Below are 13,779 nucleotides of genomic sequence, written 5' to 3'. Positions count from 1 at the left end.
ACGATGAACAGGGTGGTGGCCGGGTCGAGGCGCGACAGCACCTTCTGGATATGGGTGCCGTCGACGTTGGAGACGAAGTGGAAGTTGAGCTCGGGGTGACGGTGCTTGAGCAGCGCCCGGCAGGCCATGTTGGGGCCGAGGTCGGAGCCGCCGATGCCGATGTTGACCACGTCGCGGATGCGCTGGCCGCTGTGGCCCTTCCACTCGCCGCTGCGCACCGCCTCGGAGAAGCGCTGGATCTGCTCGCGGGTGCGGTGGATCTCGGGCATCACGTCCTGGCCGTCGACCATCAGCGGGCCCTCGCCGAGGTTGCGCAGGGCGGTGTGCAGCACCGGGCGGTCCTCGGTGACGTTGATGATGTCGCCGGAGAACATCTGGGCGCGGCGCTGCACCAGCGCCGAGTGGTCGGCGAGCTCGAGGAGGGTGTCGAGCACGGCATCGGAGATGAGATGCTTGGAGTAGTCGAGGAAGAGCCCGCCGACGCGCAGGCTCATCTTGTCGAAGCGCTTCGGGTCGGCGGCGAAGTAGTCGTGGATGCGGTCGCCGGCGGTGTCGGCCTGCAGGCGCGTCAGCGCCTGCCAGGTGATGCTGCGGGTGAGCTGGAACATGGGGTTCTCCTCCGGGAACGGGCGGCTCAGGCGCTGGCCTCGACCGCGACCGGCTGGTCGCCGCGCTTGAGCGCGGCATAGCCCAGGCCGGTGATCAGGGCGCCGGCGACGATGGCCGCCAGGTACCACACCACGGGGGTGATGGCGTTGGGGATCAGCAGCACGAAGATGCCGCCGTGGGGCGCCATCAGCTTGGCGCCGACCAGCATGGACAGGGCGCCGGTCACGGCACCGCCCACCATGCTGGCCGGGATCACCCGCAACGGGTCCTTGGCGGCGAAGGGAATGGCCCCCTCGGTGATGAAGCAGCAACCCAGCACCAGGGAGGCCTTGCCGGCCTCGCGCTCGGGCTCGGAGAACTTCGACTTGGCGACCAGGCTGGCGATGCCCATGCCGATGGCCGGCACCATGCCGGCGGCCATGATCGCCGCCATGGGGGCGTAGGTCTCCGAGGCCAGCAGGCCCACGCCGAAGGTATAGGCGGCCTTGTTGACCGGCCCGCCGAGGTCGAAGCACATCATGGAACCGAGCAGGATGCCCAGCAGCACGGCGTTGGCGGAGCCCATGTTCTCGAGGAAGGTGGTCAGGGCGGCAAGCAGGGCGGCGACCGGCTCGCCGACGATGTAGATCATCGTGAGGCCGGTGACCAGGCTGGCCAGCAGCGGGATGATCAGGATCGGCTTGAGCGACTCGACGCTGGCCGGCAGCTTGACGTAGCGGGTCACCGCCTTGGCGGCGTAGCCGGCCAGGAAGCCGGCGAGGATCCCGCCGATGAAGCCGGCGCCGATGTTCGAGGCCAGCATGCCGCCGATCATCCCCGGCGCGATCCCCGGCCGGTCGGCGATGGAGTAGGCGATGTAGCCGGCCAGCACCGGGATCATCAGGGCGAAGGCGGTGCCGCCGCCGATCTCCATCAGCGCCGCGGCCAGCGTCCCTTCCTCCTTGAAGGCCTCGATGCCGAACACGAAGGACAGCGCGATCAGCAGGCCCCCGGCGACCACCATGGGCAGCATGAAGGACACCCCGGTCAGCAGGTGCTTGTAGACGCCCTTCTCCTTGACGCTCTTCTTGCGCTCGCCCTCGCCGGCCCCGGCGCCGGCGGCATCCTCGACCTCGGCCTCGGCCAGCGCCGCCTCGATGGTCGGGCGCGGCTTCTTGAGGGCGTTGCCGGTGGAGGTGCGGTAGACCCGCTTGCCGGCGAAGCGGGTGGGGTCGACCTCGATGTCGCAGGCCAGGATCACCACGTCGGCGTCGCGGATCTCGTCGTCGCTGAGCTGGTCCTGGGCACCCACCGAGCCCTGGGTCTCCACGCGGATCGCGTGGCCCAGGGCCCTGCCGGCCTCGGCCAGCGCCTCCGCGGCCATGAAGGTGTGCGCCACCCCGGTCGGGCAGGCGGTGACGGCGACGATGCGGCGGCCGTCGCCGGCCTTGGCCGGGGCGGCGACCGGCGCCTCGGGCTGCGGGGCATAGGGCCGGGCCTCGCGCTCGGCGCGCTCGAGGAAGGCCCGGGGATCGGGCAGGGCCTGGTCGATGGGCGCCCGGTAGAGCCGCTTGCCTTCGAAGCGCTGTGGCGCGGGCACCTGATCGGCGGCGACCACCACCAGGTCGGCGGCGGCGATGGCCTCGGCATCGGCCGGCTGGACGGGCTCGAGCTCGCCGTGCATTTCCACGTGGGTCTGCCAGCCGAGGCGGCCGGCGGCCTGCTCGAGGCGCCGGGCGGCGAGGAAGGTGGTGGCCATGCCGCTGGGGCAGGCGGTGATGATGATGGCGTTCATGCGAGCTCTCCCCCTGCGTCGAGGCCGCCGAGGCGGTGGACGCGGGTCTGTTGTTGGAGTTGCGGGAAATCCGTGGCGCGAGCATCGCCCACGCCGACATGCCGGACGGATTCGGCGGAAAGCGCGGTGGCCAGCCGCAGCACCGGCTCGGGGGCCTGGCCGTCGAGCACGCCGTGCAGCATGGCGGCCACCAGGGTGTCGCCGGCGCCCACCGTGCTGGCCACCGCCAGGCGCGGGGGCAGGGCCTGCCAGGCGCCGCGCCGGCTGATCCACAGCACCCCGTCCGGGCCGGCGGAGATCAGGGCCTCCTCGATCCCGGCGGCGTGCAGCCGGCGGGCGGCCTCGAGGCGTGCCGCCTCGCTGGTCAGGTCGTGGCCGGCCCAGGCCGCCAGCTCGTGCTCGTTGGGCTTGACCGCGGTGGGGCCGGCGGCGATGGCGGCCTCGAGCGCCTCGCCACTGGTGTCGACCCACACCGGCAGGTCGGCCCCGCGCAGCCGGGTGACCAGCTCGGCCAGGTCCGCGGGGCCGACCCCCGGCGGCAGGCTGCCGGCCACCACCACGGCCGCGGGACGGCGGCGGGAATCGACGGCCAGGGCCTCGAGCCAGGCGAGCAGGCGCTGCCAGGCCTCGGCGTCGATGGCGGTCCCGGGGCCGTTGATGTCGGTGACCCGGCCGTCGGCCTCGGCGAGCTTGGCGTTGATGCGGGTCTCGCCGGGCACCCGCAGGAAGGCGTCCTCCACGCCCAGCGCCTCGAAGGCGCGCAGGAAGGGGCCGTCATTGTCGGCGCCGAGGAAGCCCGAGACGCATACCTCGTGGCCGAGGGTGACCAGCACCCGGGCCACGTTGACCCCCTTGCCGGCGGCCTCGAGGTGAGTCTCGTGGGTCCGGTTGACCTCGCCGGGCACCAGCTTCGCCAGCGCTACCGAGAGGTCCAGGGCCGGGTTCAGGGTCAGGGTCAGGATGCGAGCCATCAGCGGGCCTCCAGGGCGTCGCGTGCCGCCTCGCTGGTGGCCTGGGCCAGGGCGATCCCGGCCTGGGCCCGGGCCTCCTCGAGGTCGAACTCGCGCAGGCGGGCCTTGACCAGCGGCACCTGGCGGGCGCTGACCGACAGCTCATCGACGCCCAGGCCGACCAGCACCGGCACGGCGGTGGCGTCGGAGGCCAGCTCGCCGCACACCCCGACCCACTTGCCCCGGGCATGGGCGGCCATGACGGTCATCTCGATCAGCCGCAGCACCGCCGGATGCAGGCCGTCGGCCTGGGCGGAGAGCTCGGGGTGGTCGCGGTCGATGGCCAGGGTGTACTGGGTCAGGTCGTTGGTGCCCACCGAGAAGAAGTCGACCTCGGCGGCCAGGCTGGGGGCCAGCAGGGCGCAGGAGGGCACCTCGATCATCACCCCCAGTTGCAGGTCGGTGGTGCGCTCGCCAGCGGGAATCTCCTCCAGCAGGCGGTCGACGATGGCGCGGACCGTGCGGAACTCGGCGATGTCCTTGACCATCGGCAGCATGACGCGCAGCGGCTGGCCGACGGCGGCCATCAGCAGTGCCTTCAACTGGGTCTCCAGCACCTCGGGGCGGGTCAGCGCCAGGCGGATGCCGCGCAGGCCGAGGAAGGGGTTGGCCTCCTGGGGCACCGGCCAGTAGGGCAGTGGCTTGTCGCCGCCCACGTCGAGGGTGCGGGCCACCAGCGGGCGACCGTCCAGGGCGTCGAGGGCCTCGCGGTACTCGGCGATCTGGGTCTCCAGGTCCGGGACCTGGGCATGGGCCATGAACAGGAACTCGGTGCGCAGCAGGCCGATGCCCTCGGCGCCGCGTTCCACGGCATCGGCGGCGTGGGCGGTGTTGCCCAGGTTGGCGGCCACCTCGACCCGGTGCCCGCAGCGGGTGCGCGCCTCGGTGAAGCGGGCCTCCCAGGCCTCGGCCTCGCGGCGCCGGCGCTCGGCCAGGCGTTGCTCGGCGGCGCGGCGGCGCTCGTCGCCGGGGGCGGGGGTGACGCGACCACGCTCGCCGTCGAGGATCAGCTCGGTGCCGTTGTCCAGGGTCAGCACCCGGGGACCGGCGCCCACCACGGCGGGAATGCCGAGCGCCCGGGCGAGGATGGCGCTATGGGCGGTCGCACCGCCCCTCGCCGTGAGCAGGCCGCGTACGCGGCTGGTGTCGAGGCGGGCCACGTCGGAGGGACCGATGTCATCGGTCACCAGGATATAGGGATGGTCCGGCGGCTCGGGCAACTCGACCCGGCAGAGGATGCCCAGCACCCGCCGGCCGACATCGCGCAGGTCGGCGGCACGCTCGGCGAGCAGGCGGTCGGCGAGCCTCTCCTGGGCGCGGGCGGCGGTGTCGATGGCCTCCCACCAGCCGGCCTCGGCGGAGGCGCCCTCGGCGATGCCCTCCCGGGCGGCCTGGTGCAGTTCCGGGTCGCCGAGCATCTCCTCGTGCATGGAGAGGATCTGGGCCACCTCGCCGCCGCGGGCCTGCTGGACCAGCGCCTCGAGCTGCTCTTCCCCCTCGCGGATCGCCGCGTCGAGGCGGCGGTTCTCGGCGGCGGGATCGGCGGCGCGGGCCGGGTAGTCGAAGTGCGGCGTGGTCAGCACGAAGGCCGGGGCGATGGCCAGGCCCGGCGAGGCCGCCACCGCGGCATGGGCCTGGTCGGCCGGCAGCGGCTCCGGCGCCGGCGCGTCCTCGTCCGGGGCGACGGTCTCGCGGCTCGCGTCGAAGGGCATGACCTGCTCGCCGAGGCCGCCTGCCACGGCCCGACAGAGCGCCTCCAGGGCGGCGTCGGCTCCCTCGCCCTCGGCGGAGAAGGCCAGTTGCTGGCCGCGCCGGGCGCCGAGGTTGATGATCTTGGTCAGGCTGGTCGCGGAGACGGCCTCGCCACCGCCCTCGGCCAGGCGGACGCGGATCGCGATGCCCTGGGCGCGGGCCTCCTGGACCAGCTGCTTGGCCGGACGGGCATGCAGGCCGTGGGCGTTGAGCACTCGGGCGAGGCGGCTGCTGGCGGTGGCGGACTCGCCGGCGAGGCGGGCCAGCAGGGTGGCGGCATCGGCCTCGTGCAGCGTGCCGCCCGCCTCGCTCTCGAGCAGCGCGAGGATCCGCTCCAGCAGGCCGCGATGGGCCTCGCCCTGGGCGGCCAGGCAGAAGACGCCGGCGACCTCGCCCGCGTCCGTTGCCAGGGCCGTGGCCGGGGTGGCCAGCGACAGCGCCGGCACCTCGACGCCGCGATCGCTGGTTGCCAGCCACAGGCCCTGGCCGAGGGAGCGCGGCGAGGTCTCGGCCAGGGCGGCGACGAACTCGCTGGTCACGCAGCCGGCCTGGCGCAGCCGGGCGGCACCGGCCAGGGCCAACTCCTGGTGGTCGCGGGCGGGGAAGCCCAGGCAGAGGGTCTCGGCGTCGAGGCGGGCCTCGACCACCGCCTTCGACAGCAGGCCGGCGACCTCGGCCGGGGTGTCGGCCTCGGCCAGGCGCTCGGCCATGCCGTCCTTGTCCAGCACGTGGGTCAGCTGGCGCAGGATATCCAGGTGCTCGTCGCTCTGGGCGGCGATCGTCACCAGCACGTGGACCCGGTTGCCGTCGTGCCACTCGAGTCCGGCGGGGAACTGCAGCACCCGGACGCCGGTGGCGCGGACATGGCTGCGGCTCTCCGCGGTGCCGTGGGGGATGGCGATGGCATTGCCGAGGAAGGTGGAGGACTGGGCCTCCCGGTCATAGAGGCCATCCCGATAGGCAGGGGCCACCAGACCCGCCGCGTGCAGTGAGTCGGCGGCCTGGTCCAGCGCGGCGCGCCAGTTCTCTGCCTGGCAGCCGAGCAGGATGTCGTCCTGGCTGAGCGTCAACATGGGCGTCTCCGGTTCGTCGAGGGTGCGACGCCGGGGCAATCCTGGGCCCGAAGGGCGTTGCAATCGCGTTTCACTCTAGTCGAGCTCCCTTGGGTGAATCGTGTCACCTGTGCTTAACTGAATGCTGGATCGATTCATCTTGCTTGGCAAGGTCGATCGTCTACGACTTTGGCAGGGGGCAGGCGGGCGGCGGTCCGGCGTAGAATCCCCCCAACATCTCAAGGGGTAGACCATGACACTCGCCGAAATCGCTCGTCTGGCCGGGGTCTCGCGGACCACGGCCAGTTATGTCATCAACGGCCAGGCCGGGGAACGCCGCATCAGCCGGGAAACGGTCGACAGGGTCATGGCGGTGGTGCGTCAGCACCGCTACCGGGTCGATCCCCAGGCGGCGGCGCTGCGGCGAGGTTCCAGCCGCACCCTGGGCCTGATCATTCCCGACCTGGAGAACGCCACCTACGCGCGGCTGGCCAAGCTCATGGAGCGCGGCGCCCGGGAGCAGGGCTACCAGTTGCTGATCGCGGGCTCCGACGACCGCCCCGAGGCCGAGCGCGACCTGGCCCTGGCGCTGCGGGCCCAGCGCTGCGAGGTGTTGATCACCGCCAGCTGCCTGTCGATGGAGGATCCCTTCTACGGCGAGTTGCAGGCGGAGGGCCTGCCGGTGGTGGCCGTCGACCGGGGCTTCGACCCGCGCCGCTTCGCCAGCGTGGTCAGCAACGACAGCGAGGCCGCCGACCAGTTGACCCGGTCGGTGCTGGACGCCTCGGTGTCGCGCATCGCCTGGCTGGATGCGGTGCCCTGGCTGTCGATCAGCCAGGAGCGCCGCGCCGGCTTCCAGCAGGCCCTCGACGGCCGCGAGCGGGAGGCGATCATGCTCGGCGGGGAGCGCTACGACCGCGCCGAGGGCGCACGGTTGATGCGCTCGCTGCTCGACGAGCACGGTGCGCCGGACGCCCTGGTCACGGCTTCCTACTCGCTGTTCGACGGGGTCCTGGACACCCTGCTGGAGGCCGGAGGGCTGCCGCCCGGGCTGCGCCTGGCCACCTTCGGCGACAGCCGGCTGCTCGACTTCCTGCCGCTGCCGGTCAACTCGGCGGTGCAGGATCACGTGCGCATCGCGGCGGCGACACTGAGCTGTGCCCTGGCGGCCTCGCGAGGCGAGTATCACGCGGGACGCGAGATCATCCCGCGGCTGATGAGGTGGCGCTCGGCCTGAGCCCCTCGTTCAGGCGCTCAGGTCGTCGCGGGTCGGCAGGGCGACGTAGCTGCCGGGGCGGGTGACGGCGTGGGCGCCGCAGCGGCAGGCGAAGGCCAGCGCCGCCTCGAGGCGCTCGGTGTCGCGGTGCCAGTCCTCATGGAGCCCTGCCTCCGCCAGGCTGGCCAGCAGCCCGCCGATAAAGGCGTCGCCGCCGGCGGTCGTGTCGACGGCCTGCACGGAAGGCGGCGTGACGGCCAGCGACATGCCCACCCCTTCGGCGCGCACGGCGCCGCCGCCGTCGGTGATCACGGCGAGCCTGACCCCCGCCGCCAGGCGCTCGGCCAGCCAGGTCGCCTCGGGGTGGTCGCCGCGCAGGAAGTCGAGCTCCTCCCGGGACAGCTTGAGCAGGTCGGCGGCGTCGAGCAGCCGGGTCACCAGGCCGATGTCCACCTGGTCGTCGGGCCAGAGGTTGTGGCGCAGGTTGGCGTCGACGCTGACCAGGCAGCCGGCCCGGGTGGCCGTCTCCGCCATGGCCAGGGTGGTCTCGGCGATGGCCGGCTCGGTGAGGCTGTTGCTGCACAGGTGGAGGATGGCCGGCTCGGCGAAGACCCCCGCCGGCAGGTGCTCGAGCCGGTAGAGCAGGTCGGCGGCGGGCGGGCGGTAGAAGTCGAAGGTCCGCTCCCCCTGGGCATCCCGCGAGACGAAGGCCAGCGCCGTGCGCGCCTCGCGGGTCCGCGCCACCCCGGAGAGGTCGACCCCATGGCCGGCGAGTTCGCCGGCGATGAAGTCGCCGAAGTGATCATCGCCCAGCATGCCGAGGAAGCGGCTGGGCACCCCCAGGCGCGCGCAGGCCACGGCCACGTTGGCGGGGGCCCCGCCGGCATAGGGGGTGAAGGTCTCCGGCCCGTCCCGGGTTTCCCCGAGGCGGCTGGAGAGCATGTCGACGAGGGCCTCGCCGAAAGCGATCACCGGGGTCATGGTTGTCTCCTGATCGAGTGGTGGATAGGGAGCATGGGGGTCAGGCCACCGCGTGGCCGCGGGCCGCCTCGAGCAGGGCGAACCAGGCCGGACGCGGCAGCTCGAGCTCGGCGTCCCGGCACAGCGTCTCGATGCGCTCGGACTTGAGGCTACCGATGACCGGCAGGGGGCGGCCGGGCAGGGCACGAACCCAGGCCAGTGCCAGCCCGGCGGGGGTCACGCCGAATCCCTCGGCCTGGGACAGCAGCCGGGGGCGGGCCGGGCCGGTCAGCACCCGTCCGCCGCCCAGCGGCGACCAGGCCATGGGGGCCTGGCCGTCGCCGACCAGGGCATCGAAGAGGCCGTCGAGCAGCGGCTGCGGATGCGCCAGGGAGAGTTCCAACTGGTGGGCCGCCAGGCGCTTGTCCATGGCGGCCTGCAGCCGGCGCCAGGCCTCGGGCAGGAAGTTCGAGACCCCGGCGGCGCCGAGCTTGCCGGCGGCGATGGCGTCGTCCAGGGCGCGGCCGGTGGCCTCGGCCTCCATCAGCGGATCCGGGCGATGGAGCAGGAAGTGATCCAGGCGCTCCACGCCCAGGCGCTGCAGGGCATCGTCGATGGCCCGGGTCACGTAGGCCGCCGAGCTGTCGTAGTGCTTGACGGCGAAGGGCGAGGCATCGCGCTCGGGGGTGACGATGCCGGTCTTGGTCACCACCCGGACCCGCTTCGCCAGGCCGGGGCGGGCGCGCAGGGCGTCGCCGAACAGCGTCTCGCCGGCCCGGTCGCCGTAGATGTCGGCGTGGTCGAACCAGCACAGGCCCTGGTCGAGGCGCGCCTCGAGCCAGTCGGCCAGGGCGCCGGGGGCATGCAATGCCGGCGTCTCGTGCAGGGCCATCATCCCCAGCGCGAAGGGCACGTCGAAGGTCGCGGGGGCGTCGCTCATGCGTCACTCGCCAGGGACAGGGTGGTGCCCAGCAGGTGCTGGGCGCCGGGCACCAGCCACACCGGGTCGAGCCGGGTGTTGGCCGACTCGATGCACAGGAAGTGCCGGCCCGCCGCGGCGGCGGTGTCGTCGGGCAGGGCATCGCCGGGATGCCAGACCACCGCCGAGTCGCTGCCCTGGCGGGCGACACGCAGCCGGCGTCGGCCGTCGTCGAGGACCAGCTCGGCATTGCTGTGGTAGATGCGGTCCAGGCCGCCGCGCACGCCCAGCTCGCCCTGCTGCTCGCGCTCGGCGAAGTCGGCCAGCTTGTCCAGGTAGCGGGCGCCGGCCAGCCCCTCCACCCGGCAGGCGTGGGCCTCGGCCACCGCCAGGTAGCTGTGCAGGGCGCCGGTGATCTTCACCGGCGTCTCGCCGACGTGCTCGGTGATCAGCTCGACGTGCAGGCGCTGGGCGTTGGCCTGGATCACCGCCCGGGGGACCAGCTGGGAGTGCAGCCGCTCGACCGGGGAGAGGTGCAGCTCAAGCCCCTCCTCGTGCTCGTCCACGGCCTCGAGGCGCCAGTCGGCCTTGCGCGCCGGGCCGTGCATGGGGCCGGAGCGGTCCGGCGACTCGTCGGCGGTGCGCTCGTCGGCGAACCACGGCCAGCACAGCGGGATGCCGCCCCGGATGGCGCCGGGCAAGGCCTGGGGGGTGGGCGTGACCCACAGCCAGCCGCCGGGGACCAGGCCTTCCGGGGACTGGGTGGCGCCGACCGCCGGGGCCGGAAGAGAGCCTTCAGCGCGCGCGTCTTCGGGACCGTCCGGGGCGCCGGCGAAAGGTAAGGAGCCCTCAGCTGGCGCGGCTTCGGGCGCCGGAAGATAGTGCAGGACCTGGGCGCCCTGGAGCGACACGGCGAGTTCGCCCCAGGGCTCCCTGGCCAGCCAGACCTCGCGGCCGGCCCAGTCGACACGGCGCTGGCCATCGGTGGCGTCCAGCAGGGCGCGCAGGGATGCGGGAATCATAGTACCTCCTCCGTTGAGCTAGCAGCCTGTCGGGCTTGACCGATCGTCACGAGAATCGCGGATTTCGAGTCAAATTTATCGATCCATTGAGGCGAATAGCCCGCTATTTAACGCAATGGATCGAATCAAGTTGGCCGAAAGACCGGGATTCGTAGTAGATCAGTGTTAAGTCCGACAGGCTGCTATTCGACCTCTTCATTGTGCAGGGCCTCGGCGGCGCCCAGCAGGCCCGTCCAGGGGGCGGTCACCACCTGGACGGGGATCTGGCCGGTGTAGGCGCTCATGCGGCCCTTGGCGGCGAAGGCCTCGAGGAAGCGGCTCTCCGGCAACCAGTCGAGCAGGCGGGGCAGGATGCCGCCGCACAGATAGACCCCGCCCCGGGCGCCGAGGGTGAGCGCGGCATCGCCGCTGACGTCGCCGAGAATCTTCAGGAAACGCAGCAGGGTATCACGGGCCACGCCGTCGCCGCTGCCGGCCGCCTCGGTGACCTCGGCGGGAGTGGCGTAGCGGGGTGGTGCGCCCTTCAGCGAGCAGTGGGCGAGGTAGAGATCCAGCAGGCCCTGGCCGCACAGCAGCCGCTCCACCGAGATCCGGCCGTAGCGGTTGCGGAAGTGGCGCAGCAGGTTCTGCTCGCGTTCGTCGGTGGGGGCGAAGGTCACGTGGCCGCCCTCGGTGGGCAGCGGGATCCAGGCGTGCCGGCCGGGGAAGACCCCGGCCACGCCGAGGCCGGTGCCGGGGCCGATCACCAGGCGGGCGGCATGGGGCGCCGCCTCGCCGACCTGGAGGGACACCAGCTGGTCGGCGGCGACGTGGGGCACCCCCAGCGCCTGGGCCATGAAGTCGTTGATGACCTTGAACAGCCGTAGGTCCAGGGCCCGCTGGACCTCCGTCCGGGTGAAGTCCCAGTGGTTGTTGGTCATCGTCACGTGCTCGCCGTGGACCGGGCAGGCGAAGGCCAGGCAGGCCTCCCGGGGGGCGTCGTCGCCGACGGCGCCGACCCGCGTCAGGTAGTCGCGGATCGCCGCCACCGGGCCCGGGTAGTCGGCGCAGGGCAGGCTCTGGATGTCGTGGGGGTCGACGGCGCCCGGCGTCACCAGCGCGAGGCGCGCGTTGGTGCCACCGATATCACCGATCAAGGCAGGTCGGGTCATGGGTTCGTCTCGAGTGTTCGTTCAGGGGCGATCGGCGCTGGGGCATCACCGGCATGCCTGCCATGGTGCCGCCCCTCTCGATGGTCTCACCTACCGGGGGAGCCTTGGAGAACATTTTCTCGCTCCAGGGCCATGGGCGCCGGGGACAAGGCGAAGCGAGGGTCCTTTGCCATGGGCGAGGCGGAAAGTGAAGAACATCCAGTGAATGTTCTTCCCGCCGAGCGGGTTGGCCAAGGATGGCCAACCCAGGCCCTGCAAGCGGCGCAGGATGCTTTAGCGCCACAGGGCAACGGTAGCGCCCAGGGAAGGGTTCACAGCGCCCTCGCGAAGGCTTGTCGCCGGAAAGGCCCGCCTCCAATAGTCGGGTTTTGACGGAGTCCCTCAGGCGTCCAGGTCATGGATCAGGCCGGCCTGGCGGGCCAGGTCGTCGGCCTCGAAGCCGCCGAAGACCCCGGCGCCTTCCTCGCCGCGCATCGCCAGGTGGCGGAAGCCGGCGAACAGCTCGCGGCCCAGGCCGACGTGATAGTGATCCAGTTCGGCGACGTACTGTGTGCGATCGGCCCAGACATGGGCGTCCACCCTGGCCTCCAGGGTGCCGGCGTTGGCGTCCAGGCGCACCACGTCGCCGTCGCGCAGCTTGGCCAGGGGGCCGCCGTCCAGCGCCTCGGGGCTCATGTGGATGGCCGCCGGCACCTTGCCGGAGGCACCGGACATGCGCCCGTCGGTGACCAGCGCCACCTTGTAGCCGCGATCCTGGAGCACGCCGAGGTAGGGGGTCAGCTTGTGCAGTTCGGGCATGCCGTTGGCCTTGGGGCCCTGGAAGCGCACCACGGCGATGACGTCGCGATCCAGCTCGCCGGCCTCGAAGGCGGCCTTCATCTCGTTCTGGTCTTCGAAGAGCTTGACCGGGGCCTCCACCACGCGATGCTCCTCGGCCACCGCCGAGACCTTGATCACCCCGCGGCCCAGGTTGCCGTCGAGCACGGTGAGCCCGCCGGTGGCGGCGAACGGGGCCGCCACGCTGCGCAGCACCTCGGTATCGAGGCTCTCCGCCGGGCCCTCGCGCCACACCAGCTTGCCGTCCTCGAGGAAGGGCTCCTGGGTGTAGGCGGTCATGTCGGTACCGAACACCGTGGGGATGTCACCGTGGATCAGGCCGGCGTCGAGCAGCTCGCGGATCAGGTAGGCCATGCCGCCGGCGGCCTGGAAGTGGTTGATGTCGGCCTGGCCGTTGGGATAGACCTGCATCAGGCTGGGGGTCACCGCGGAGAGGTCGGTGAAGTCCTCCCAGGTCAGGGTGATGCCCGCCGCGGCGGCCATGGCCACCAGGTGCATGGTGTGGTTGGTGGAGCCGCCGGAGGCCAGCAGGCCCACCACGGCGTTGACGATGGCGCGCTCGTCGATCTGCTTGTAGAAGGGGCGGTAGTCGCCTCCCGGCTCGGTGTTGCGGACCGCCTGCTCGGTGGCGAAGCGGGTCAGCGCCTCGCGCATCTCGGTGCCCGGGTTGACGAAGGAGGTGCCCGGCAGATGCAGGCCCATCATCTCCATCATCAGCTGGTTGGAGTTGGCGGTACCGTAGAAGGTGCAGGTGCCGGGGCTGTGATAGGACTCGGATTCGGCCTCCAGCAGGTCCTCGCGGCTCGCCTTGCCCTCGGCGAACAGCTGGCGGATGCGCGCCTTCTCCTTGTTGGGCAGGCCGCTGGGCATGGGGCCGGCGGGCACGAACATGGCCGGCAGGTGGCCGAAGCGCGCCGCGGCGATGAACAGCCCCGGGACGATCTTGTCGCACACGCCCAGGTAGAGGGCGGCGTCGAACATGTTGTGGGACAGCCCCACGGCGGTGGCCATGGCGATCACGTCCCGGGAGAACAGCGACAGCTCCATGCCCGGCTGACCCTGGGTGACGCCGTCGCACATGGCCGGCACGCCGCCGGCGAACTGGGCGGTGGAGCCCATGGCGCGGGCGGCGGCCTTGATGGTTTCCGGGAAGGTCTCCAGCGGCTGGTGGGCCGAGAGCATGTCGTTGTAGGAGGAGATGATGCCCAGGTTGGCGCTGTTCATCAGCTTCAGCGAATTCTTGTCTTCGCTGCCGCAGGCGGCGAAGCCGTGGGCCAGGTTGCCGCAGGAGAGCTCGGCGCGATGCACGCCGCGCTTGTGCTGGTCGGCCATGCGCTCCTCGTAGAGCGCGCGGCGCTCGGCGCTGCGCTCACGGATGCGCTGGGTGACCTGCTGGACGGTGGCGTTGAGTGGCGTGGAAGCTTGAGCCATGGGGCACCTCGGCAAGGGAAAGGATATTTCTAGTAAGTTTAACAAA

The 13,779-nt window shown here is 72.1% G+C and carries 10 protein-coding genes; 1 reads left to right on the top strand and 9 read right to left on the bottom strand.

Annotation, left to right across the window (positions count from 1 at the left end; translation table 11 throughout):
- The 4 genes from FHR97_RS10150 to ptsP all read right to left on the bottom strand — a co-directional run.
- Window positions 1-608 (bottom strand): glucose-6-phosphate isomerase (locus FHR97_RS10150; protein WP_484494473.1); only part of this gene is annotated, 608 nt, incomplete at its 3' end.
- A gap of 26 nt (window positions 609-634) precedes the next feature.
- Window positions 635-2,383: a PTS fructose-like transporter subunit IIB gene (locus FHR97_RS10145; protein WP_183383670.1), complete on the bottom strand. Its 1,749-nt coding sequence runs from the start codon at window positions 2,381-2,383 to the stop codon at window positions 635-637.
- Window positions 2,380-3,354: a 1-phosphofructokinase gene (gene pfkB, locus FHR97_RS10140; RefSeq protein WP_183383669.1), complete on the bottom strand. Its 975-nt coding sequence runs from the start codon at window positions 3,352-3,354 to the stop codon at window positions 2,380-2,382. The genes FHR97_RS10145 and pfkB overlap by 4 nt, the downstream gene beginning before the upstream one ends.
- Window positions 3,354-6,218, bottom strand: a complete 2,865-nt coding sequence (gene ptsP / locus FHR97_RS10135; RefSeq protein ID WP_183383668.1) for a phosphoenolpyruvate--protein phosphotransferase — start codon at window positions 6,216-6,218, stop codon at window positions 3,354-3,356. The genes pfkB and ptsP overlap by 1 nt, the downstream gene beginning before the upstream one ends.
- A 232-nt stretch (window positions 6,219-6,450) precedes the next feature.
- On the opposite strand from ptsP, the gene cra reads away from it, so the two are divergent.
- Window positions 6,451-7,434, top strand: coding sequence for a catabolite repressor/activator (cra, locus tag FHR97_RS10130; RefSeq protein ID WP_183383667.1), 984 nt, complete (start codon window positions 6,451-6,453; stop codon window positions 7,432-7,434).
- A gap of 9 nt (window positions 7,435-7,443) precedes the next feature.
- Here the strand turns inward: cra and FHR97_RS10125 are convergent, their stop codons facing one another.
- The 5 genes from FHR97_RS10125 to edd form a co-directional block, all read right to left on the bottom strand.
- Window positions 7,444-8,394 (bottom strand): carbohydrate kinase family protein, encoded by a 951-nt coding sequence (locus FHR97_RS10125; protein ID WP_183383666.1) that lies wholly within the window; start codon window positions 8,392-8,394, stop codon window positions 7,444-7,446.
- Window positions 8,395-8,434: 40 nt separating this feature from the next.
- Window positions 8,435-9,313, bottom strand: a complete 879-nt coding sequence (locus FHR97_RS10120) for an aldo/keto reductase (protein WP_183383665.1) — start codon at window positions 9,311-9,313, stop codon at window positions 8,435-8,437.
- Window positions 9,310-10,314, bottom strand: coding sequence for an aldose epimerase family protein (locus FHR97_RS10115; protein WP_183383664.1), 1,005 nt, complete (start codon window positions 10,312-10,314; stop codon window positions 9,310-9,312). Before FHR97_RS10115 ends, FHR97_RS10120 begins: the two co-directional genes overlap by 4 nt.
- Before the next feature lie 182 nt (window positions 10,315-10,496).
- Entirely contained in the window at window positions 10,497-11,465 is a 969-nt protein-coding gene (glk, locus tag FHR97_RS10110; protein ID WP_183383663.1) for a glucokinase, read from the bottom strand.
- Between the two features lie 381 nt (window positions 11,466-11,846).
- Entirely contained in the window at window positions 11,847-13,733 is a 1,887-nt protein-coding gene (gene edd / locus FHR97_RS10105) for a phosphogluconate dehydratase (RefSeq protein WP_183383662.1), read from the bottom strand.
- Window positions 13,734-13,779: the final 46 nt, after the last annotated feature.

It is taken from the genome of Halomonas stenophila (assembly GCF_014192275.1).
GTDB classification, from domain to species: domain Bacteria; phylum Pseudomonadota; class Gammaproteobacteria; order Pseudomonadales; family Halomonadaceae; genus Halomonas; species Halomonas stenophila.
Note: the sequence above shows the minus strand (reverse complement) of the source record. Positions and strands in the feature narration are given on the sequence as shown.

What these genes read in the sequence shown, in the direction of transcription:
- ptsP (WP_183383668.1), bottom strand. Translation starts at nt 6,218, where the DNA reads ATGTTGACGCTCAGCCAGGACGACATCCTGCTCGGCTGCCAGGCAGAG.
- FHR97_RS10115 (WP_183383664.1), bottom strand. Translation starts at nt 10,314, where the DNA reads ATGATTCCCGCATCCCTGCGCGCCCTGCTGGACGCCACCGATGGCCAG.
- cra (WP_183383667.1), top strand. Translation starts at nt 6,451, where the DNA reads ATGACACTCGCCGAAATCGCTCGTCTGGCCGGGGTCTCGCGGACCACG.
- edd (WP_183383662.1), bottom strand. Translation starts at nt 13,733, where the DNA reads ATGGCTCAAGCTTCCACGCCACTCAACGCCACCGTCCAGCAGGTCACC.
- FHR97_RS10120 (WP_183383665.1), bottom strand. Translation starts at nt 9,313, where the DNA reads ATGAGCGACGCCCCCGCGACCTTCGACGTGCCCTTCGCGCTGGGGATG.
- pfkB (WP_183383669.1), bottom strand. Translation starts at nt 3,354, where the DNA reads ATGGCTCGCATCCTGACCCTGACCCTGAACCCGGCCCTGGACCTCTCG.
- FHR97_RS10145 (WP_183383670.1), bottom strand. Translation starts at nt 2,383, where the DNA reads ATGAACGCCATCATCATCACCGCCTGCCCCAGCGGCATGGCCACCACC.
- FHR97_RS10125 (WP_183383666.1), bottom strand. Translation starts at nt 8,394, where the DNA reads ATGACCCCGGTGATCGCTTTCGGCGAGGCCCTCGTCGACATGCTCTCC.
- glk (WP_183383663.1), bottom strand. Translation starts at nt 11,465, where the DNA reads ATGACCCGACCTGCCTTGATCGGTGATATCGGTGGCACCAACGCGCGC.